General features: G+C 66.2%; 17 protein-coding genes and 1 riboswitch. Of the genes, 7 read left to right on the top strand and 10 right to left on the bottom strand.

Features of this window, described 5'->3' with window-relative positions; genetic code table 11:
- Positions 1-14: 14 nt before the first annotated feature.
- The 6 genes from Talka_RS03660 to Talka_RS03635 all read right to left on the bottom strand — a co-directional run bounded on the left by Talka_RS03660 (position 15) and on the right by Talka_RS03635 (position 7211).
- Positions 15-824, bottom strand: a complete 810-nt coding sequence (locus tag Talka_RS03660; protein ID WP_143889744.1) for an ABC transporter ATP-binding protein — start codon at positions 822-824, stop codon at positions 15-17.
- 140 nt (positions 825-964) lie between these two features.
- A complete protein-coding gene (locus tag Talka_RS03655) occupies positions 965-2293 on the bottom strand; it encodes an ABC transporter substrate-binding protein (protein ID WP_143889743.1) in 1329 nt (442 codons plus the stop codon).
- A 53-nt stretch (positions 2294-2346) separates the two neighbouring features.
- Positions 2347-3423, bottom strand: a complete 1077-nt coding sequence (locus Talka_RS03650; protein ID WP_143889742.1) for a branched-chain amino acid ABC transporter permease — start codon at positions 3421-3423, stop codon at positions 2347-2349.
- A 62-nt stretch (positions 3424-3485) separates the two neighbouring features.
- Positions 3486-4415: a branched-chain amino acid ABC transporter permease gene (locus Talka_RS03645; RefSeq protein ID WP_143889741.1), complete on the bottom strand. Its 930-nt coding sequence runs from the start codon at positions 4413-4415 to the stop codon at positions 3486-3488.
- A gap of 33 nt (positions 4416-4448) precedes the next feature.
- Positions 4449-5234, bottom strand: coding sequence for an ABC transporter ATP-binding protein (locus Talka_RS03640; protein WP_143889740.1), 786 nt, complete (start codon positions 5232-5234; stop codon positions 4449-4451).
- Between the two features lie 30 nt (positions 5235-5264).
- On the bottom strand, positions 5265-7211 hold the full coding sequence (locus Talka_RS03635) for an AMP-dependent synthetase/ligase (protein ID WP_143889739.1): 1947 nt from the start codon (positions 7209-7211) through the stop codon (positions 5265-5267).
- Positions 7212-7426: 215 nt separating this feature from the next.
- On the opposite strand from Talka_RS03635, the gene Talka_RS03630 reads away from it, so the two are divergent.
- Positions 7427-8161, top strand: coding sequence for a Crp/Fnr family transcriptional regulator (locus Talka_RS03630; RefSeq protein ID WP_246100553.1), 735 nt, complete (start codon positions 7427-7429; stop codon positions 8159-8161).
- 111 nt (positions 8162-8272) lie between these two features.
- Positions 8273-10207, top strand: a complete 1935-nt coding sequence (gene htpG, locus Talka_RS03625; RefSeq protein WP_143889737.1) for a molecular chaperone HtpG — start codon at positions 8273-8275, stop codon at positions 10205-10207.
- Positions 10208-10299: 92 nt separating this feature from the next.
- Here htpG and Talka_RS03620 read toward each other — a convergent pair whose 3' ends face one another.
- The 3 genes from Talka_RS03620 to Talka_RS03610 all read right to left on the bottom strand — a co-directional run bounded on the left by Talka_RS03620 (position 10300) and on the right by Talka_RS03610 (position 13012).
- On the bottom strand, positions 10300-10884 hold the full coding sequence (locus Talka_RS03620; protein WP_143889736.1) for a hypothetical protein: 585 nt from the start codon (positions 10882-10884) through the stop codon (positions 10300-10302).
- Positions 10885-10999: 115 nt separating this feature from the next.
- Positions 11000-11758, bottom strand: coding sequence for an acyl-CoA thioesterase (locus Talka_RS03615; RefSeq protein WP_246100552.1), 759 nt, complete (start codon positions 11756-11758; stop codon positions 11000-11002).
- A gap of 148 nt (positions 11759-11906) precedes the next feature.
- Positions 11907-12112, bottom strand: a riboswitch (cobalamin riboswitch).
- A complete protein-coding gene (locus Talka_RS03610) occupies positions 12110-13012 on the bottom strand; it encodes a LysR family transcriptional regulator (RefSeq protein WP_143889735.1) in 903 nt (300 codons plus the stop codon). Its footprint overlaps the riboswitch before it by 3 nt.
- A gap of 100 nt (positions 13013-13112) precedes the next feature.
- Between Talka_RS03610 and metE the strand changes: the two genes are divergently transcribed.
- The 5 genes from metE (at position 13113) to Talka_RS03585 (ending at position 19941) form a co-directional block, all read left to right on the top strand.
- Positions 13113-15434 (top strand): 5-methyltetrahydropteroyltriglutamate--homocysteine S-methyltransferase, encoded by a 2322-nt coding sequence (metE, locus tag Talka_RS03605; RefSeq protein WP_143889734.1) that lies wholly within the window; start codon positions 13113-13115, stop codon positions 15432-15434.
- 71 nt (positions 15435-15505) lie between these two features.
- Positions 15506-16384 carry a class I SAM-dependent methyltransferase gene (locus Talka_RS03600; protein WP_143889733.1) on the top strand — a complete coding sequence of 293 codons (879 nt, stop codon included), beginning with the start codon at positions 15506-15508 and terminating at the stop codon, positions 16382-16384.
- Between the two features lie 7 nt (positions 16385-16391).
- Positions 16392-17576: a cation:proton antiporter domain-containing protein gene (locus Talka_RS03595; RefSeq protein WP_221933847.1), complete on the top strand. Its 1185-nt coding sequence runs from the start codon at positions 16392-16394 to the stop codon at positions 17574-17576.
- A 3-nt stretch (positions 17577-17579) separates the two neighbouring features.
- Complete coding sequence (locus Talka_RS03590; RefSeq protein ID WP_143889731.1) at positions 17580-18710, top strand: YbdK family carboxylate-amine ligase; 1131 nt, start codon at positions 17580-17582, stop codon at positions 18708-18710.
- Between the two features lie 70 nt (positions 18711-18780).
- Positions 18781-19941, top strand: a complete 1161-nt coding sequence (locus tag Talka_RS03585) for a pyridoxal-phosphate-dependent aminotransferase family protein (RefSeq protein ID WP_143889730.1) — start codon at positions 18781-18783, stop codon at positions 19939-19941.
- 34 nt (positions 19942-19975) lie between these two features.
- On the opposite strand, the gene Talka_RS03580 is transcribed toward Talka_RS03585, so the two are convergent.
- Complete coding sequence (locus Talka_RS03580; protein WP_143889729.1) at positions 19976-22348, bottom strand: methyl-accepting chemotaxis protein; 2373 nt, start codon at positions 22346-22348, stop codon at positions 19976-19978.
- Positions 22349-22362: the final 14 nt, after the last annotated feature.

The following is a 22362-nucleotide window of genomic DNA, read 5'->3' as shown; positions in this document are numbered from 1 at the left end:
GAAGGGCGGGGTGTTCAAGCCAGCCAGCGCTTGCGGCGCTTGTAGCTCTTGACGTCGCGGAAGCTCTTGCGCTGCCCGCCGCCCATGCCGAGGTAGAACTCCTTGACGTCCTCGTTGTTGCGCAGCTCCTCTGCGGCGCCGTCCATCACGATGCGGCCCGACTCCATGATGTAGCCGTAGTGGGCGTAGCGCAGCGCCATGTGGGTGTTTTGTTCGGCGATCAAAAAGCTCACCTTTTCTTTCTGGTTGAGCTCGCGCACGATCTCGAACACCTCCTCGACGATCTGCGGCGCCAGGCCCATGGAGGGCTCGTCCAGCAGCACGACGCTGGGGTTGGCCATCAGCGCGCGGCCGATCGCGCACATCTGCTGCTCGCCGCCGGAGGTGTAGGCGGCCTGACTGTTGCGGCGCGTCTTCAGGCGCGGGAAGTAGGTGTAGACCTTCTCCAGGTTGGCGGCGATCTCGCCCTTGTCCTTGCGCGTGTAGGCGCCGGTCAGCAGGTTTTCCTCGATCGTCAGGTGGGCGAAGCAGTGCCGCCCCTCCATCACCTGCACCACGCCGCGCTTGACGAGGTCGGCGGGCGTGAGGTTGTCGATGCGCTCGCCGCGCAGCTCGATCGAGCCCTTGGTGACCTCGCCGCGCTCGCCCTTGAGCAGGTTGGAGATGGCGCGCAGGGTGGTGGTCTTGCCGGCGCCGTTGCCGCCCAGGATGGCGGCGATCTGGCCCTCGGCGAGCTGCAGCGAGACGCCCTTGAGCACGAGGATGACGTGGTTGTAGATGACCTCGATGCCGTTGACGGTGAGGACGGGGGCGGGGATGGTCATGGGCAAGGTTCCATCGGTGAGGGGGATCGCCCAGCCTCGGCTCGATCCGAAGGCTGGACGCCGTCGATACCGCCAGGAAGGACGCGGGCAGGGGACCAGTCCCCCATGGTGCGTGCCCCGCGTCCCCCCTCAGCCGATCATCACGACTGGCAGTCTTGCGGCGTGCGACGCTGAATCTTTTTCTCGGCGGCGTAGCGATCGGCAGCGGCGCGCACCATCGGTCGAATGATTTGCTCGTCGGCCTGATACCAGTCGCTGGTGAACACCCATTTGGTGCCATCCCAGGTGTGGATGCGCGCCCAGGCCGACCCCATATGGTCTTGGCATGAGGTGGAGATGGGGCGCATCACGCCTTTGAAGCCCAAGGCGTCGAGCTTGGCCTGCGTCAGGTTGAGATTTTCCAGGCCCCAGCGCACCTGCTCGCCGGTCATGACCTTGCCCTTGCCGAAGCGCTCCTGCGCGGCGCGCACGCCCTCCACCGCCAGCATCGCGCTGATGGCGCCGCGCACATACAGCACGGAGCCCACCTCCTCGCGTGGGCCGGTGCCCTGGCCCTTGGCGTGCACTTTTTCCAAGATTTCTTTGATGAACGGCGCATTGGGCTCAGCGCCATGCTGCATGGCGACGGCGTTGTAGCCCTTGGCGCCCATGCCCACATCTTTGACGTCCGGCTCGGAGCCGGCCCACCAGACGCCGTACATTTTCTCGCGCGGGTAGCCGACGGCTTGCGCTTCTTTGAGCGCGGTGGCGTTCATCACGCCCCACCCCCACAGCAACACATAGTCAGGGCGCTGCTGGCGGATCTGCAGCCAGGTGGATTTTTGCTCCACCCCTGGGTGCGCCACCGGCAGCAAATTGAGCTGAAAGCCGTGCATCGCGGCGCGCTCCTGCAGCAGCGGGATCGGCTCCTTGCCGAACGGGCTGTCGTGATAGACCAGGGCGATCTTCTTGCCCTTGAGCTTGTCAAAGCCGCCCTCTTGCTTGGCGATGTGCTGGATCAGCACGTCCGCGGCCACCCAATACGTGCCGGCCAGCGGAAAGTTCCATTTGAAGATGCCGCCGTCCTGGCTTTCGCTGCGACCGTAGCCCACGGTGATGACCGGAATCTTGTCGATCGGGGCTTTTTCGGTCAGTGCAAACGTCACGCCCGTGGAAAGCGGCTGAAACATTGTGGCTCCGCCATGCTTGCCTTTGAGCCGTTCGTAACATTCCACGCCGCGATCGGTGGCGTAGCCGAATTCGCACTCTTCCCAGATGATCTTGACGCCGTTGATGCCGCCGCGCGCGTTGGTCAGCTTCAGGTAGTCGATGAAGCCGTTGGCCCATGGCGTGCCGTTGGGGGCGTACGCGCCGGTGCGGTACACCAGCACGGGGAAAAATTGCTCTTTGGCCTGTGCGTGCGCGTGGGCGCCGAGCAGCGAGGCCGACAGCGCCGCAGCCGCGGCCAGCAGGGTGGAGCGTCGGATCATGGCGGAGTCTCCTTTGCGGTTGGGGTGGGACGAATCAGGCTGCGGTCTGGCCGTTAGTGCGGAAACGGCCAGATGCGCAGCTTTTGCTTGCCGATGCTCCACAGCTTGGCCAAGCCATGGGGCTCGACAATGAGAAACCAAACGATCAACGCGCCAAAAATCATGTGCTCGACGTGGCTGACGGTGGCGGTGGACACCATCAGCCCTACCAGGCCTCCAAGCCACGGCAGCAACTGGTTGAGCGCAATCGGCAGAATGACGATGAAAGCGGCGCCAAAGAAGCTGCCCATGATGGAGCCCAGCCCCCCAATGATGACCATGAACAGCAGCTGAAACGAGCGGTCGATCGAGAATGCCGCCGGCTCCCACGAGCCGAGGTGGATAAAGCCCCACAGCGCGCCGGCCACGCCGACGATGAAAGAGCTGACCGCAAACGCCGACAGCTTGGCATACACCGGCCGAATGCCAATGACTGCGGCAGCCACGTCCATGTCGCGGATCGCCATCCACTCGCGCCCAATGGCCGAGCGCACCAGGTTTTTGGCCAGCAGCGCAAACAGCGCCACCACTGCCAGGCAGAACAAATATTTTTCTTCGGGGGTGTCGAGCCGCCAGCCGAACACGCTGAGATTGGACACCGACACCGAGCCCGATGGGCTGTCGTTAGTGAACCAACTGATGCGCAGAAACGCCCAATCGGCGAAAAACTGCGCGGCCAAGGTCGCCACCGCGAGATACAGCCCCTTGACGCGCAGGCTCGGGATGCCGAAGATGATGCCCACCAGCGTCGCGCACAGACCGCCGATCAGCAGCGCGACCACGAGCGGCATGCCCTCGATGCGCACGAAGGCGTTGTAGGCCATGTAGGCGCCCACCGCCATGAAGGCGCCTGAGCCCAGCGAGATCTGGCCGCAGTAGCCGACCAGGATGTTGACCCCGATGGCCGCCAGCGACAGGATCAGGAACGGGATCAGGATGGCGCGGAACAGGTACTCGTCCGCCAGCAGCGGCACGCCGACGAAGGCGAACGCCACCAGCGCGAGGATGGCCCAGCGGTCCTGAGCGATCGGAAAGATCTGCTGGTCGGCGCGGTAGCTGGTCTTGAACTGGCCGTTTTCGCGGTAGAACACGAGAGGTCTCCGGTCGAAGAGGGCTGCGTGAGGGGGACGGAAGGCCGGGGCGCGGGGCGGCGTCAGACGCGGTCGATGATCTTCTCGCCGAACAGGCCCTGTGGACGCACCAGCAGGAACACCAGCGCCAGCACGTAGGCGAACCAGATTTCAATGCCGCCGCCGACCAGCGGCCCGAGGTAAACCTCGGAGAGCTTTTCGCCCACGCCGATGATGAGGCCGCCGACGATGGCGCCCGGCACCGAGGTGAGGCCGCCGAGGATGATGACCGGCAACGCGCGCAGCGCCACGGTGGACAGCGAAAACTGCACGCCAAGTTTGGAGCCCCAGATCATGCCGGCCACCAGCGCGACGATGCCGGCCACGCACCAGACGATCACCCAGATGCGGTTGAGCGGGATGCCGATCGACTGCGCGGCCTGGTGGTCGTCCGCCACCGCGCGCAGCGCACGGCCGGTGGCGGTCTTCTGGAAGAACAGGCTCAGGGCCGCCACCAGCGCCGCGGCGATGCCGGCGGCGATCAGGTCTTCCTTGTTGATCAGGATGCCGCCCTCGAACGTGCCTTCGAGGATGAACACCGGATCCTTGGGCATGCCGATGTTGATCTGGTAGATGTCGCTGCCGAACAGCGTCTGGCCCAGGCCGTCGAGGAAGTAAGTGATGCCCAACGTCGCCATCAGCAGCGTGGCACCTTCCTGGTTGACCAGGTGGCGCAGCACCAGCGCCTCGATCAGCCAGGCGACGACGAACATCAGCGCCGCCGCGGTGAGGAACGCCAGGACGTTGGCCAGCAGCAGGCTGTCGAACCCGAACCACTGCGGGTACCACTCCGCAAAGCGCGCCATCGCCAGCGCGGCAAACAGCACCATTGCGCCCTGCGCGAAGTTGAACACGCCGGAGGCCTTGAAGATCAGCACGAAGCCCAGCGCCACGAGCGAATACAGCATGCCGGCCATCAGGCCGCCGAACACCGTTTCGATGAAGAAGGCCATACCTGTCGTCTCCTTGCGTGCGGCGCTTGTGTCTCAGTGGCTGGCGCCGAGGTAGGCGCGGATCACGTCCGGGTTGGTGCGCACCTCCTCCGGCGTGCCGTCGCCGATCTTCTTGCCGTAGTCGAGCACGACGACGCGGTCGCTGATGTCCATCACCACGCCCATGTCGTGCTCGATCAGCACGATGGTGGTGCCGAACTCGTCGTTGACGTCGAGGATGAAGCGGCACATATCCTGCTTTTCCTCGACGTTCATGCCGGCCATCGGCTCGTCCAGCAGCAGCACCTGCGGCTCCATGGCCAAGGCGCGCCCCAGGTCCACGCGCTTCTGCAGCCCGTACGGCAGCTGGCCCACCGGCGTCTTGCGGTAAGCCTGGATTTCGAGAAAGTCGATGATGCGCTCGACCACCTCGCGGTGTTCGATCTCCTCGCGCTCGGCCGGGCCGATGCGCAGCGCCTGCAGGAACAGGTTGCTCCGGATGCGCAGGTTGCGCCCGGTCATGATGTTGTCGAGCACGCTCATGCCCTTGAACAGCGCCAGGTTCTGGAACGTGCGCGCGATGCCCATCTCGGCCACCTGGCGGCTGTTCATGTGGCTGAAGGTTTGGCCGCGGAAGGTGATGGAGCCCTCCTGCGGCGTATAGACGCCGTTGATGCAGTTCAGCATCGAGCTCTTGCCGGCGCCGTTGGGGCCGATGATGGCGCGGATCTCGTGCTCGCGCACGTCGAAGCTGATGTCGGTCAGCGCCTTGACGCCGCCGAAGCGCAGCGAGATGTTGCGCACGTCGAGGATGACGTCACCGATCTTGCGTTGGGCCATGGGGTGGGTCCTCGGGGTGGGCGCGGGGTCTCAGGCCGCCGCCTTCAGCGGCTCGAAGGTCCTGGCGTCGGCGATGCGCAGCGTGGCGCGGATGGTGCCGGTGCGCCCGTCCTCGAACTTGACCTGCGTCTCGATGTACTGCTCGGTCTTGCCGCTGTAGAGCGCCTCCACCAGCGCGGCGTATTTTTCGGCGATGAAGCCGCGGCGGACCTTGTTGGTGCGCGTCAGTTCCCCGTCGTCGGCGTCGAGCTCCTTGTGCAGGATCAGGAAGCGGTGGATTTGGCAGCCAGCCAGCATCGCGTCGCGGCTCAGGTCGGCGTTGACTTTCTCGACGCACTCTTGGATCAGGGCATAAACCTCGGGCTTGCCGGCCAGATCGGTGTAGCCGGTGTAGGGCAGTCCGCGCTTCTCGGCCCAGTTGCCCACCGCCTCGAAGTCGATGTTGATCATCGCGCAGACCTTGTCGCGCCCGTCGCCGAAGGCCACCGCTTCCTTGATGGTGGGGAAAAACTTCAGCTTGTTTTCGATGTATTTCGGCGCAAACATGGCGCCGTCGTGTGGCCCGCCTTTCAAGCGCCCCACGTCTTTGACGCGGTCGATGATCTTGAGGTGGCCGCTTGCGTCGATGAAGCCGGCGTCGCTGGTGTGGTACCAGCCGTCGGCGTCCAGCACCTCGGCGGTGGCCTTGGGGTTTTTGTAGTACTCCTTCAGCAGCCCGGGCGAGCGCACCAGAATCTCGCCTCGCTCCGATAGCTTGATCTCCACCCCCTCGCACGGCACGCCCACCGTGTCGGGCTTGACCTCGTGGTCGGGCTGCAGGCAGACGAACACCGCCGTCTCGGTGGAGCCGTAGAGCTGCTTGAGGTTGATGCCGATCGAGCGGTAGAAGGTGAACAGGTCCGGGCCGATCGCTTCGCCGGCGGTGTAGGCCACGCGCAGGCGCGAAAAGCCCAGGTTGTTGCGCAGCGGGCCATAGATCAGCACGTCGCCGAGCGCGTAGTGCAGCCGCTCCAGCAGCCCCACCGGCTGGCCGTCCATCAGCCGCGGGCCGATGCGGCGCGCCACCTCGATGAAGTGCCGAAACAGCCCGCGCTTGAGCCGCCCGGCGTCCTCCATGCGGATCATGACGCTGGTCAGCATGCCTTCGAAGATGCGCGGCGGTGCGAAGTAGTAGGTCGGCCCGATCTCCTTCAGGTCGATCATCACGGTGCTGGGCGATTCCGGGCAGTTGACGACGTAGCCGCACGCCAGCCACTGCGCGTAGCTGAAGATGTTCTGCCCGATCCACGCCGGCGGCAGGTAGGCCAGCACCTCCTCTTTCTCGGTCAGCCGGTCGAACTTCGCGCCGACCTCCGCGCGGTTGAGCAGCGAGAAGTGCGTGTGCACCACGCCCTTAGGGTTGCCGGTGGTGCCGGAGGTGAAGAACATCGCCGCGACGTCGTCCGGCTGGCCCTGCTCGACCTGTTCGGCGAACCACTGCGGATGCTCCTGGCAGAACACGGCGCCGGCGGCTTCGATTTCCTTGAGCCCCGCCAGGCCGGGGTGGTCGTAGTGGCGCAGGCCGCGCGGGTCGTCGAACAGGATGTGCTCCAGCTGCGGGCACTGCGGCCGGATCTCCAGCATCTTGTCCACCTGCTCCTGGTCCTCGACGACCGCGAAGCGCACCTCGGCGTTGTGGATCGGAAAGACGCACTCGGCGGCCACCGCGTCCTGGTACAGCGGCACCGGGATGCCGCCAATGGCCTGCGTGGCCAGCATCGCGGCGTAGAGGCTTGGGCGGTTGTGGCCGATCACCACCAGGTGCTCGCCGCGGCGCAGGCCAAGCTGGTGCAGGCCGGCGGCGATGTGCTGCACGCGCTGCAGCATTTGGCGCCAGGTGGTGACCTGCCAGATGCCAAATTCTTTTTCGCGCATCGCCGCCGCGTCGGGGCGCTCGGCGGCGTGGCGCATCAGCAGGCGCGGAAACGTGGTGCGCATGACGTGACTCCCGAGCCGGATGCAAGGGGGACTGGCTTGCTGGCTCCCGCCGTGATCCGTTGCTGCGCACTCTACGCCGGCATTTGACGCTATTTTGTCCTTCCAAAGACAATTTAAGGGAGACCCCCATGGGGATTTTCCCGGGGGGTGCCGTGATCTCGCGGCTGCGGGCATCAAGATCGCGTTGGAATGGTTTTGTTCGTGGGCCTGCAACTGTGAGTCCGACCGCCAATCGACTGCGCCAGCGTGCTCGCCCGCTTACCGAATCCGAACTCAACAGCATCCCCTGGCTGGCCGGGCTGGAGCCCGACGCGCAAGTGCGCGCCCGCGAAGCCTTAATGGTCAGCGAAGCGGAGCCGGGCGACTACATCTGCCGCATTGGGCGTCCGGTGACGTATTGGCTGGGCTTGATCGACGGGCTGCTGAAGATGAGCAACGACGATTCGCGCGCCCCCGCGATGACGTTTGCCGGTGTGGCTCCGGGTGGCTGGTTTGGCGAGGGCACGGTGCTGAAGCGCGAAGCCTACCGCTACAACATCCAGGCGCTGCGACGCAGCCGCGTGGCGGGGCTGCCGGTGGACATGTTCCACTGGCTGCTGGATCATTCAATTGCGTTCAACCGCTTCGTGATGAACCAGCTCAACGAGCGGCTAGGGCAGTTCATTGCCGCGCGCGAGATTGATCGCCTGGGCGATCCGGATGTGCGCGTGGCGCGCAGCCTGGCCAACTTGTTTCACCCGACGTTGTTCCCCGGGGTCGGGCAGGTGCTGCGCATCACGCAGCAGGAGCTGGCCTATTTGGTCGGGCTGTCGCGCCAACGCGTCAATTTGGCGCTGGCGCGCTGGCAGCGCGCGGGCGCGATTCAGGTGGAATACGGCGGTCTGCGCGTGTTGGATCTGCAAGCGCTGCGTCGCGCCGGGGCGGACGAATCCGCGCCGCCGCGGACTTGAAAAACCGCGCGCGCATCCCTATGACTGAGGCCGGGGCGCGAGTCGGCTGCGGCCCGGCTTAGCCCTTTTGCATCGTTTCCGAATTGTTGCTCGACCGCTTTCTAAGAGCCCATGAGTGCCCATACCCATGCTTTCCAGGCCGAGGTGGCGCAGCTGCTGCACCTCGTGACCCATTCGCTGTATTCCAACCGCGACATCTTCCTGCGCGAGCTGGTCTCCAACGCCTCCGACGCCTGCGACAAGCTGCGCTTCGAGGCGCTGGCCGACGCCTCGCTGTATGAAGATCAGCCCAACCTCGAGATCCGCGTCACCTTCGACAAGGCGGCCAGGACGATCACCATCAGCGACAACGGCATCGGCATGAGCGAGGCCGAGGCGATCGACCACCTCGGCACGATCGCCAAGAGCGGCACGCGCGAATTCCTGCAGCGCTTGAGCGGCGACCAGAAGAAGGACGCGCAGTTGATCGGCCAGTTCGGCGTCGGCTTCTACTCCGGCTTTATCGTCGCCGATCGCATCGTGGTCGAGAGCCGCCGCGCCGGCCTGCCGCCCGAGCAGGGCGTGCGCTGGACGAGCGACGGCAGCGGCCAGTTCACCACCGAGACGATCACGCGCGCCGCGCGCGGCACCAGCGTCATCCTGCACCTGCGCGACGACGCCAGCGAATACCTGAGCCGCTGGAAGCTCAAGTCCATCATCGGCAAGTACTCCGACCACATCAGCCTGCCGATCCTGATGCCCAAGGAGCAGTGGGACAAGGACAAGGGCGAGTACGTGCTGCTGCAGGAGTGGGAGCAGGTCAACGCCGCCAGCGCCCTGTGGACGCGCGCCAAAAAAGACATCACCGATGAGCAATACATCGAGTTTTACAAAAACCTCGCCTACGACGACGAGCCGCCGCTGGCCTGGGCGCACCACCGCGTGGAGGGTGCCACGGAATACACGCAGCTGCTCTACATCCCGTCGAAGGCGCCGTATGACATCTGGAATCGCGACAAGCGCGGCGGCGTCAAGCTCTACGTCAAGCGCGTCTTCATCATGGACGACGCCGAGGCGCTGCTGCCGGTGTACCTGCGCTGGGTCAAGGGCGTGGTCGATTCGGCCGACCTGCCGCTCAACGTCAGTCGCGAGCTGCTGCAGGACAGCCGCGACGTGCGCGCGATCCGCGAAGGCAACACGCGCCGTGTGCTGTCGATGCTGGAGGACCTGGCGGCCAAGGACCGCAAGCCCGAGGGCGAGGCGTGGGAGCGCTTGAGCGACGACGAGAAGAAACAAGCCGAGGCCGACGCCGGCAAGTACAGCCGCTTCTGGGCCGAGTTCGGCATGGTGCTCAAGGAGGGTCTGGGCGAGGACTTCGCCAACCGCGAGCGGCTGGCGCGCCTGCTGCGCTTTGCCTCCACGCACAGCGATGCCGTGAGCGTCAGCCTGGCGGACTACAAGGCGCGCATGAAGGAAGGCCAGGAGGCGATCTACTACCTGACCGCCGAGTCGCAGGCCGCGGCGAAGAACAGCCCGCAGCTGGAGGTGTTCCGCAAGAAGGGCATCGAGGTGCTGTTCATGACCGACCGCGTCGATGAGTGGATGCTGCAGTACCTGCACGACTTCGACGGCACGCCGCTGCGCAGCGTCGCCAAGGGCGCGGTGGATCTGGGCAAGCTGCAGGATGAGGAGGAAAAGAAAAAGACCGAGCAGGCCGCCGAAACGCTCAAGCCGCTGCTGGAGCGGCTCAAGGAGGTGCTCAAGGACAAGGCCAAGGACGTGCGCGTCTCGGCGCGGCTGGTCGATTCGCCGGCCTGCCTGGTGGTGGAGGACGGCGAATATTCGATGCAGCTGGCGCGGCTGCTGAAGGCAGCCGGGCAGAAGGTGCCCGAGGTCAAGCCGATCCTGGAGCTCAACCCCGAGCATGCGCTGGTGCGCAAGCTGGACGGCCATCCGCACTTCGACGACCTGGCGCACGTGCTGTTCGACCAGGCGCTGCTGGCCGAAGGCGGCCTGCCGGAGGACCCGGCTGGCTATGTCAAGCGCGTCAGCGCCTTGTTGGTTTAAAAAGCCGTGACGCGTGGCGGGCCCTGCTGTTCACGATGGCAAGGCCCCAGCGCCGCGTGGCGCGGGCAGATTGGCGCAGGCGTGGAGTCGTCCTACGGCAAGGTGCCCGCCCACTCCAAAATCGCGCGGTGATCGGGTGGTAGCAGGGTGTAGAGAATGCCTTCGCTGCTGTAAAAAGTGCGCATATCCAGATCGATTTCGCGCGCTTGTTGCTCATCTTGCAGGCGGCCCGCTTGCACGTAGGGCTTTTCATCGTGCCGCTGAGCAAACACGTTGATGTGGTCAAAGCGCTTGAGCCACGCCCGGATTTGCGTCTTGGTTTTGGTCACGTCGCAAATGTTGTCGGGGTAGCGCTCGTTGTAATACAGCAGTTGCGGCAAGCCGCCCTCGGTCACTAAGTATTGAACTTGGCCGTCCAAGGCGGTCAGCATGCGGTACTGCTGCTGAGCCAGCCCGAATTGGTAGCGCAAGGCTTCGGTGTCGCCCGCCCAGACGTGGGCTTTGGCGACCTCGGGCACCCACTCCACCGTCTTGTGCAGCAAATGCAATTTGAGCACGATCGCCGAGGCATACAGCGATTTGTCGCAGCCCGGCCCTCCCAGAATATTGATCACCTTGGTGGGGTAGCGACGCAAGCGGGTTTCGCTCGGATCGACGTAAATGATGCGCGTGCTCATGGTGGGCTCCCCGAGTCGAGACCGTTCATGGCCCGATCATGCTACGGTGGCGACCGCGCCACAAGTCCCTGTTGACCCTAGGGGCCTGGACCAACGGGCTTTACGATGGCGAGCTTCAAAGGGCTGACGGTGTGGTTCGCACCGGCACGGGTCGGCCATTGTCGTCAATCGCTACAAACACCAACTGCGCTTCGGTGCAGCACCGTCGCTGGCCGCTGGCGGGGGAATAAGCCTCCATGCGCGCCGCCGCCGTCATGGAGGAGCGTCCGACTTGGACGATCCGAGCGGTAATTTCGACCACCTCGCCCACGTAAGCTGGGGCCTGAAAATCGAGAGCCTTGCTGCCGGCCATGACCACCGGCTGCCTTGCATGACGGGTGGCGGCGGCAAACCCCGCCTTGGCCAACCAGGCCATGGCGGGCCCGCCGTGCAAAATGCCACGGTGGTTGGCATGGCCCGGAAAGACAATTTCCGCCACGCAGACCGAATCGGGTTGGAGAGGCGGCCAATCGGCCTCGGCGCGCGCGGGCGTGGGCGACACCATCACAAACTGCCCGGTCAAGCAGGCAATACGCTGGCCGCTGAGCAAATCCTCCGCGTGCAGCTGCGTTTCCAGGGTCACCGAGCGGTGTCCGACTCGGCTGACCCGACCGATGCACTCGGTCAGCCAGCCGGCGGGCGCGGGCTGATGGAACTGCAGCTCGCGCACCGCCGCGGTGACCAGCGGGCCGCGCAACACCCGGCTGCCGAGGATGAAGGCCAGTTTATCCAGCATCGCCAACGCCGCGCCGCCAAACAGCGTGCCATGGTGATTGCACTGGTCGGGCAGCACCATGTCCACCAGCGACAGCGTCGGTAAGGGGGCTTCGGACATCGCAGGGCTCCAAACCGAAAGAGCGGAGCCGGGGGCCGGCGCGGGACGCAAACACGCCCGCTGCGCGGAGGGCGCAGCGGCAAGCCGCCTGCCTTGAAGGGCAGGCTCGCAGCGTCGCTCTCGCCGGGGACACCCCGCCCCGAACGTTGAGGAACACGCTCTCGGGGCAGGTCTCCTGACTTTCGGGTCACCGCCGCCTGCCAGCCTTCCCAGCCGCAGCCAGTGGCGCTGATGGCAGACAACTCGCCGATGACAGTTGCGGGGGCAGTTCCGGACTAGGGCCAGGGGCCCGCACCGGATTCCCTTTTCATGCCGACTGCCGCGCAGCCGGCAACCCCGAGGCAGGGCCGATCATACCCCGGGTTTATCGGGACGGCTCGAGCGCGCCTGCTGCACAAACGCAGCCAGGTATGCAACGCCGCGATCCACAGCGCGGATGCCGAGAAAAATTTGTTTCGCGATGCCCCGCGGCCCCAACCGGATGGACGCGATGTCGAATTTGCTGGCGTATTCGTTGACCAGCCAGTTAGGCAGGGCTGTCACGCCCCGGTTTGCGGCTACCAGTTGCAGCAGGATATCGGTGGTTTCGACGGTTTTGTGCTGTTTGGGGATGATGCCGGCCGGGGTTAAAAACAGTTTAAAAATGTCCAGCCGATCGGCTTCAACTGGGTAGGTCAACAGTGTTTCTTCAGCCAGTTGAGGGGGGTCGATCCATGCGGCGCCTGCTAAGGGGTGGCGGCGGCTTACGACCAAAACCTGTTCATAGTCAAAGACGGGCTCAAAAATAAGCTCCTTTTTGTAAACGGGGTCCGGTGTGACCAAAAGGTCGATGTCGTGGTTTAGCAAAGCGCCAAGCCCGCCAAACTTAAATTGTTGCCGCACGTCGATATCGACGTGCGGCCATGCCGCCAAAAAGGGTTGCAAGACGCCCAGCAGCCAAGCGTAGCAGGGGTGGCACTCCATGCCGATGCGCAGCATGCCGCGCTCGCCCCGGGCGATTTGGCGCAGTTGCTGCTCAGTGGAGGCCAGCAGCGGCAGCACCCGGTTGGCCACCGCCAACAACGCTTGGCCAGCCTGCGTCAGGCGTAGCTGCCGACCATCCCGTTGCCAAAGGGCCGTGCCCAGCTGGGCCTCCAATTTCTTGATGCTGTGGCTCAGTGCCGACTGCGTCAAGCACAGCGTTTGCGCCGCGGCGGTGAGGGAGCCGCGGCGCTGCACTTCGCGCACGATGGCCAGGTGGATGCGCTCGATCATCGATGAGCGGTGTTCATGGATGGTTGCAAAAAAACCATTTTACTTCATCGATTCCTCGTCTTAGCATGCGTATCCTGTTGGTGATGCAGGAGGGTGCAAATTGGTTGTCATACACAATCTGGGTTATCCGCGCATGGGGGCTCGCCGGGAGCTGAAATGGGCTTTGGAGGGCTACTGGAAAGGCGATATTTCGCGCGCGCAGTTGGAGGCTGTGGGCGCCGAGTTGCGCCAGCGCCACTGGGCCGATCAGGCTGATTTCGATTGGGTGCCGGTGGGGGATTTTTCGTTTTACGACCATGTGCTGGACATGAGCGTCACGTTGGGCTGTTGGCCTGAGCGGGCGCGCGCGATGAGGGGCGATGATCTGGATCGATCTTTTTGCTTGGCGCGTGGACAGTCGGCGCCGGGCGCGAGTGCTCCAATTGCCGCGGCAGAAATGACCAAGTGGTTTAATACCAATTACCACTACATCGTGCCGGAATTTGATGCTGGCACGACATTTGAGCTGAACGCGGCGCGGCTTGAGGCGCAAATGGCGGAGGCCAGGGCGCAAGGGATACGCGCGAAACCGGTGATCATCGGCCCGATCACCTACTTGGCGCTGGGCAAAGCCTGCGACGGAACCGATCCCCTGACGCTGCTGCCGCGGCTGCTGCCGGTCTATGCCGAGTTGCTGCAGAGCTTGGCGGCAGCGGGGGCGCAGTGGGTGCAGGTCGATGAGCCGCTGTTGGTAACCGAACTGAGCGCCGAGTGGCAGCATGCCTACAACGTGGCTTACCACGCGCTCAAGAGCGCGCCCGTCAAGCTGCTGCTAACCACCTATTTTGGGCGGCTGCTCGACAATGCTTATCTCGCGGCGAATTTGCCCGTGGCCGGGCTGCACATCGATGCCATTGAAGGGCGTGATGATGTGGCGCCGCTGCTTGGCCTGATGCCCCCGCACAAGGTGCTTTCGCTGGGTGTGGTCGATGGTCGCAACGTCTGGAAAACCGACCTTCAGGCGACGCTGGACTGGCTGGAGCCGCTGGCGCAGCGATTGGGGTCGCGGTTGTGGCTGGCGCCGACATGCTCGCTGCTGCACGTGCCGCTGGATTTGACCGCGGAGCGCCAGCTCGACCCCGAGGTGCGCGCGTGGCTGGCGTTTGCGGTGCAAAAGCTCGACGAGTTGCGCGTGCTGCGCCAAGCATTGCGTCAAGGGCGCACAGCTGTGCGTCCGGCGTTGGAAGCCAACGCTGCGGCGGTGCAGGCGCGGCGCGCCTCAGGCCGGTTGCGTCATCCGCAGGTGCAGGCGGCTCTGGCCGCTTTGCAGGCCAAAGGGATAGCCAAACGCAGCCCCTACGCCCAGCGCGCTGCCCGGCAGGCGGCGGCGCTGGGGCTGCCGCTATTGCCCACCACCACGATTGGTTCTTTTCCGCAAACGCCCGAGATCCGACAGGTGCGGCGTCAGTTCAAAGCTGGGTTGATCGATGCCGCCACCTACCGATCGGGTATGCAGGCGGAAATCGCCCGTTGCGTGCGGGAGCAAGAAGCTCTGGGGCTGGACGTGCTGGTGCATGGCGAACCTGAGCGCAGCGACATGGTGGAATTTTTCGCCGAGCGCTTGGAGGGTTTTGCGGTCACCGAGGCGGGCTGGGTGCAGTCGTATGGTTCGCGTTGCGTCAAGCCGCCGATTCTGTTCGGTGATGTGCGCCGAGCGCAGCCGATGACCGTGGAATGGATCGCCTATGCCCAGTCGCTGACGTCCAAGCCCGTCAAAGGCATGCTGACCGGTCCGGTGACGCTGCTGAATTGGTCATTCGTGCGCGACGACCAGCCGCGCTCGGTGACCTGCAAGCAGCTGGCGCTGGCGATCCGCGAGGAGGTGTTGGATTTGGAGCGTGCGGGTGTGCGCGTCATCCAAATCGACGAGCCGGCCTTACGGGAAGGCTTGCCGCTGCGCCGGGCCCAGTGGCCGCAGGCGTTGCAATGGGCCGTGGAGAGCTTTCGCGTGGCCTGCAGCGGCGTGCGCGACGAGACACAGATCCACACCCACATGTGCTACTCGGAATTCAACGACATCATCGAAGCCATCGCAGCCTTGGATGCCGACGTGATCACGTTGGAGTGCGCGCGCTCTCGAATGGAGCTGCTGGAGGTCTTCGATCGCTTCGCCTACCCCAACGCGATCGGCCCAGGCGTGTATGACATTCACTCCCCCAACGTTCCCACGGTCGAGCAAATGGTCGAACTGCTGCGGCAGGCGCTGCGCCGCCTGCCCCTGGCGCGCCTGTGGGTGAACCCCGATTGCGGCCTCAAGACGCGTCACTGGCCTGAGGTGGTGGCCGCGCTGCGACATATGGTGGCGGCGGCGCAGCAACTGCGTCTGGAGTTGCAAGCTGAAGCTGGCCAACCGCAGGCCCTCGCGGTCTCGCGCGGCGGTTGAGGGCATGCTTGCGCCGCTTGGACCCATAGGCTGGCGATCCGGTTCGAGGCGGGCTGGGCTACCATGGCGGCATGAACGCGTCAACGTCTTGGGCTCTGCCGCCGGACGTGCAGGCCGCGCTGCGCCCGGGCCAATCGGTAGAACTGCTCAAGGAGCTGCATATCCTGACGCGGGAAGGCCGACTCAATCAGGATACACGTCGCAAGCTCAAACAGGTCAACCACTTGCTGCAATTCGTGGAGCCGCTGCTGGAGCAGGCGCTGGCCGCGCGCGGCGACGTCACGGTGGTCGATCATGGGGCTGGCAAGTCCTACCTCGGCTTCCTGCTGTACGACCGCGTGCTGGCGGCGCGCGCGGCTGGCACAGTGTGGAGCGTGGAAGCGCGCCCTGAGCTGGTGGCGCGCGCGCAGGCGCTGGCGCAGCGGCTGGGCTTTGCGCGCATGCACTTTGTCGCCGCCACCGTGCGCGAGGCGATGGCGGCGCTGCCGGCGCAGGCGGACGTGGTGACGGCGCTGCACGCCTGCGACACCGCCACCGACGACGCGCTGGATTTTGCGCTGCAGCGCCAGGCGGGCGCGATCGTCGTGGTGCCGTGCTGCCAGGCGGAAGTGGCCGCCGCGCTGCGGCGCGGCAAGGCGCTGCAGCTGGCGCGCACGCCGCTGGCGGAGCTGTGGCGCCACCCGCTGCATACGCGCGAATTTGGCAGCCAGGTTACCAACGTGCTGCGTTGTTTGCGCTTGGAGGCCGCCGGCTACGACGTCACGGTTACGGAGCTGGTGGGCTGGGAGCATTCGCTGAAAAACGAACTCATCCTGGCGCGGCGCACCGGCCGGCGCAAGCGCAGCGCGGCGCTGCGGCTGCAGCGCATGCTGGATGAGCTGGGGCTGTCGGAACTCCAAGCTCGGTTTGCCGTCCCAACTGAGGGAGGTGGGTTGTCGCCAGAGGAGTAAGCCGTCAATGCAGTTGTGGGTGACGTGGCCGGCTCTGTTGTGGTTGGCGTGGTGGCTGGGGGAGCGCGCGCAGCCATGGGGTGTGCCGCGGGTCAGCGTGTATGTGGCCGTGGGGCTGTTGGCCAGCGTGGTGGCGCCCGCGCCCGCACTGGTGGATGGCGCCGTGTTGGCCTTGCTGGCGCAGTTGGCGCTGGCGCTGGTGCTGTTTGAGCTGGGGCATCGCATCCGTCTGGCGTGGTTGCGCGCCAACCCCTGGGTGACCGCCGCGGCGCTGTTGCAGGGGCTGGGGATTTTTGCCGTCGTGGCTTGGGGCGCCGCCTGGCTTGGCGTCATGCAGGAGGAGCGCTGGTTGTTGGCGGCGGTGGCGGTGGCGGCCTCGCCCGCCGCGCTGCTGCGGCTGGTCAACGACGCGCGGGCAGGCGGCCAAGTAACCGAGCGGGTGCTGCACCAGGCGGCTTTGCTGTCGGTGTTGGCGGTGTTGCTGGTCAAAGGCGTCTCAGCGTATTGGTTGGCAAGCACCGCGGGGGATTGGCAGCGGGCGCTGCTGACCGGCGTCTATGCCTTGGTGGCTTCGGTCGGCCTTGGGGTGGCGCTGGCGGTGGTGCTGGGCTTGCTGGTGCGGGGGCCGTTTGCCTCGCCGGTGGTGCCCACGGTGGGCTACGCCCTGGCCTTGATCTGGCTGACGGTGGTGGCCGACGCCCTGCAGCTGTCGCCGTTGTTGGCCGCTTTGAGCTTGGGCATGGCGCTGCGGCAGCGCCAGACGCTGGCGGCGGCGGTGCAGCGCGATTTCGGCGCGCTGGGCTGGGTGCTGGGCGTGTTTTTGTTCGTGTATGTGGGCTCGCGCATGACTTGGGAGGCGCTGACCCAGCCCCAGGTGTGGGCCATGGCCGCGCTGGTGCTAGGGGCGCGGCTTTTGGTGCCGGTAGGGGTCAACGCCGCGCTGGCTTGGCCGGCGGCCACGACATTGCGCAAAGGTGTGCTGACGGGCGTAGCGTTGGTGCCGATGTCGGCGCTGACGTTGCTGTTGCTGGAGCGCAGCGTGGCGCAGGGCGTGGCGCCGGCGGCGCAGGTGTTGCAGCAGCTGGCGGCGGCTTTGTTGTGGGCCGAACTGTTGGGGCCGTGGGTGACTTTGTGGGCGCTGCGCGCGGCGCGTGAAGCCGCTGTCGGCAACCCGGCGCGTTGGGGGGATTGAGGCATGCCATTGGAGCCGTTCAAGCAGTCCGACGCGCTCACGATGGGCGTGGAGCTGGAGCTGCAAATCGTTCACCCCTACGACCTGGACTTGACGCCGGGGGCCGACGATCTGCTCGCGCTGCTCAAGCGCGCGCCGTTTCCGGGCAGCGTCACGCCGGAGATGACGCAAAGCATGATTGAGGTCGCCACCGGCGTGCACACCCAATACGATGCCCTGCTGGCGCAGCTGCGCGCGATCCGCGACACGCTGCTGGCGGCAGCGGAGCGGCTCAACGTCGAGCTGGCCGGCGGCGGCACGCATCCGTTTCAGCGCTGGTTCGAGCAGCGCATCTTCGACAAGCCGCGCTTTCAGCAGCTGTCGGGCCTATATGGCTACTTGGCCAAGCAGTTCACGGTGTTCGGGCAGCACGTGCACATCGGCTGCCGCTCGGCGGACGAGGCGCTGTTCCTGCTGCATGCGCTCAACCGCTACGTGCCGCACTTCATCGCGCTGTCGGCCTCTTCGCCGTTCTTTCAGGGCGTGGACACGCTGTTCGATTCGGCGCGGCTGAACTCGGTGTTCGCCTTTCCGCTCAGCGGCCGCGCGCCGTTCGTGCTGCGCTGGGACGACTTCGAGCAGGGTTACTTCCGCAAGATGGAGTCCACCGGGGTCGTGAAGTCGATGAAGGACTTCTACTGGGACATCCGCCCCAAGCCGGAATACGGCACGATCGAGCTGCGCGTCTGCGACACGCCGCTGACGGTGGAGCGCGCCGCGGCGCTGGCCTGCTACCTGCAGGCGCTGTGCCGCCACCTGCTGGAAGGCGGCGAGCCGCCCCCGGAAGAGGACGACTACCTCGTTTACACCTACAACCGCTTCCAGGCGTGCCGCTTCGGGCTGGAGGGCACGATGGTGCACCCGCGCACGCGCGAGCCGCTGTCGATCCGCGAGGATATCCTGGCCACGCTGCGCCGGCTGGAGCCGCACGCACAGGCGCTGGGCAGCGCGGCGGCGCTCGTGGAGCTGGAGGCGGTGGCGGGATCGCTGGGCAACCACGCGCGCCAGCTGCGCACGGTGCATGCGCGCACCGGCAGCATTCAAGCGGTGGTGCGCGCCGCCGCCGACGCGCTGCGCGAGGGCGTGCTAAGCTGAGATGGCAAAGTTGGCTTGCCTGCCTGGCCTTGGCAAGCCCGCAACCGACCCGAAGCACGAGGAGACTGCCATGCCCGGCCTGCTGCCGCACGTTGACCCCGACGGTTTGCTTGAGTTTTCGGTGGTGTACACCGACCGCGCGCTCAACCACATGTCCAGGCGCTTCCAGCGCGTCATGACCGACATCGGCGGCATCCTCAAGGAGGTGTACGGCGCGCAGTCGGTGGCGCTGGTGCCGGGCAGCGGCACCTTCGGCATGGAGGCGGTGGCGCGCCAGTTCGCTACCGACCGGCGCGTGCTGGTGATCCGCAACGGCTGGTTCAGCTACCGCTGGACGCAGATCTTCGACATGGGCCGCATCCCGGCCGAGGCGCATGTGCTCAAGGCCCGCCGCGTGGCCGAGGAGCCGCAGGCGCCGTGGGCGCCGGCGCCGCTGGACGAGGTGGTGCGCACGATCCACGCGCTGCGCCCGGCGGTGGTGTTCGCCCCGCACGTGGAGACCGCCGCCGGCATGATGCTGCCGGACGACTACCTGCGCGGCGTGGCCGAGGCTGTGCACGCGGTCGGCGGGCTGTTCGTGCTGGACTGCATCGCCTCCGGCGCGATGTGGGTGGACATGCGCTCAAGCGGCGTGGACGTGCTGATCTCGGCGCCGCAGAAGGGCTGGAGCGGCTCGCCGTGCTGCGCCATGGTGATGCTGTCGCCGCGGGCGCGCCAGGCCATCGACGGCACCGCCAGCTCGAGCTTTGCCTGCGACCTGAAGAAGTGGCTGCAGGTGATGGAGACCTACGAGCAAGGCGGGCATGTCTATCACACCACCATGCCGACCGACGCGCTGGCGCGCCTGCGCGACGTGATGCAGGAGACGCGCGAGCAGGGCTTCGCCGCGATGAAGGCGGCGCAGGCGGAGCTGGGCCGGCGCGTGCGCGCGCTGTTCGAGGCGCGCGGGCTGCGCAGCGTGGCCGCGCCCGGCTTCCAGGCCCCGGGCGTGGTCGTCAGCTACACCGACGATGCGGAGATCGCCAGCGGCCGCAAATTCGCCGCCGTCGGGCTGCAGACCGCCGCCGGCGTGCCGCTGATGTGCGACGAGCCGGCGGATTTCCGCACCTTCCGCGTCGGGCTGTTCGGGCTGGAAAAGCTCTTGCACATCGAGCGCACCGTCGGCCACCTGCGGCAGGCGCTGGACGCCATCGGCCTGCGCGAGCGCTCGCTGGTCTCCGTCATGGCCTGAAATTGACCGGGAGCAGAAAGGGCTGCGGTTTTGTTTAAGCTGCAGCCTTTGCCATGCCTGCGCTGTCGGCGCGGCTTTTGAGCGCGCTGCGATAGGCGCCGCAGCCCAGCACCAAGCCGTTGCCGATCGGCACCACGTAGGAGGCTTTGGCGCGAACCTGGCCCGTGACGGGGTTGACGATGTTGTATTCCACCCAGCCGCCACCCTGGCTGGCGCGGTGACGCACATCGGCCAAAAACGCTTCGGCGTCGATGCCGGGGGCGTCGTGCACGCGCGTGCCAACCTTGCCGCGATCCAGGCCCATGACGTGATACGTGCCCGCCTCGTCCAACACGAAAATGTAGAGATCCCGATCCACGAAGGGGCCGCTTTTATCGTGAAAATCCTCCGCGGCGCGTTCGTAGCCGACCGCCTGCAGGTGCGCCAAGGCCTTTTGCACGAGTTCGTAGGCTTCATCGGCGGTGCCTTGGCGCAGCTTCATGTGGTGCACGGCCTCATCCAGGTCGCGGGTGCGCTCCATCAACCGGTTGGCGCGGTGCGTGGTGCGCTCCACCATGGCGGAGTTTTCGTTGGTGACTTTGTCGAGGTCGCCCACCGCGGCCACCACCTCCGCCAACGCCGTGCTTTGCTGGCGGCTGGCGTCGGCCATCTCGCCGATGCGCGCCGCGATATCGCGGATGCCGCGCACCAGCACGTCCATCGCGTCGTTGACGCTGCGGATTTCTTGCACCGTGCCTTGCACGCGCTCGGCGGATTCGGCGATTAGCTGGCGCACTTCGTTGGCGGCCTCCTGGCTGCGCTGGGCCAGCCGGCGCACCTCGGCGGCCACGACGGCAAAGCCCCGCCCGGCCTCGCCGGCGCGCGCAGCCTCCACCGCGGCGTTGAGCGCCAGGATGTTGGTCTGGAATGCGATGCCATCGATGGTGCCGATGATCTCGGTCATGCGCTGCGAGGTGGCCTGCAGCGAGCCCAGCCCGCCCACCGTGTGCTGCATCAGCTCGCTGGCGCGCTCGGTTTCGCGGTTGAGCTCGCTGGTCAGGCGCCGGATGTCCTGCGCGCTTTCCGCGTTGGCTTGCACCGTCTCGGCCACTGAGCGCACGTTGCTGGTGGCCTGCTCCAGGCTGGCGGCCTGGCTCTGCGTGCGCTCGGCCAGCTGCTGGCTGTCTTGCACCAACTGCACTCCAACGTGGCCCAGCACCGCCGCGGCGCTGCGCACGTCGGCCACCAGCTCTGAGAGCGCTTGCAGCATGTGGTGCAGGCGCTGGCTCATGTCGGCCATTTCGTCGCGCCCCGGCAACACCGCGTCGGTGGTCAAGTCGCCTTCGGCGGCGCGGTCGATGGCCTCATTGAGGTGCCGTAAGCCCCCCACGGTGGCGCGGTAAAACGCCACCATGCCGTAGGTCAGCAGCACCAGCGCCAGCGCGCAGCCTGCGGCCACCAGAGCTGTTTCGCCTTGCAGGGCTGCCAGGCGCTGCAGCCAATTCGCCTCGATGGCTGCGGCCAGCTCCTGCTCCAGGGCCGCCGTGGCCTCGATGGCGCGGCTGGCCTGGGCGTAGTAATCGGCGCTGGTGACGGTCATGGCCGCGGTTTTGAGGTGCGTGGCGGTGCTGCGCACCAGCTCGTCGGTGGCGCTGCGAAAGTCGGCCCAGTTTTGCGGCGCCGCCCCGCCGCGACGCTGCAGCGCCTCGATGCGCTCTTGCAGCGCCGGCAGCAGCCCCTCGATTTGATCAGCCGCGGCAGCTTGCCGCACCATGTTGGAGATGATGACCGAGTCGGTCATCGCATCCGGGTGCGCCAGCATGGCGCTGGCGCGCCCGCGCAGCAAACTGGCCAGCTCGCGCAGCGGCGGCAGCCCCTCCAGCGCCAAGGCAGCCCGGTGGGCCACTTGCGGATCGGGGTCGCGCAGCACCCCGCTGGCATCACCGATCCAGCCGCTTAAGCGCTGCAGCCGCGCCAGCACCTGCGTAGCCGCGGCATGGCGCGCCGGCGGCGGGCGCTGCGCGTCTTGCAGCAGGGCGGCAAGCTGCTCGCGCAGCGGATTCCACATGCCGGTCGTGTTCCACTGCGGGTGTTGCTGCAGTTGCGTTTCCAGCGTGCGGATCGCTTCTTGCACGCGCGCGGCGGCGCGCTGCTGCTCGGCCTGTCGCTCCGCAATCCCGGCAGCGGCCACGTCGGCGGCGTCGCGCCAGTCCTGCAGCGCGTGGGCCAATTGCTGCACCGTTTGCATCGCTGCCAGCCCCTGCTGCGCGGCGCGGGTGGCCTGCAAGGCGCGCCAGTTGTCCGCCACCAGCAGCCAAGCCACCAACAGCAGCGGCAGCACCACCATGGCGGCCATACCCAGCATCTTGGCGGGCATCGACAGCCGCTGCAGCAACGCCACCGCTGGGTAGAAGGCATCCTTGCGCATGCCCGTAGTATCGG

The organism is Tepidimonas alkaliphilus, from assembly GCF_007556595.1.
Lineage (GTDB): Bacteria > Pseudomonadota > Gammaproteobacteria > Burkholderiales > Burkholderiaceae_C > Tepidimonas > Tepidimonas alkaliphila.
Note: the sequence above shows the minus strand (reverse complement) of the source record. Positions and strands in the feature narration are given on the sequence as shown.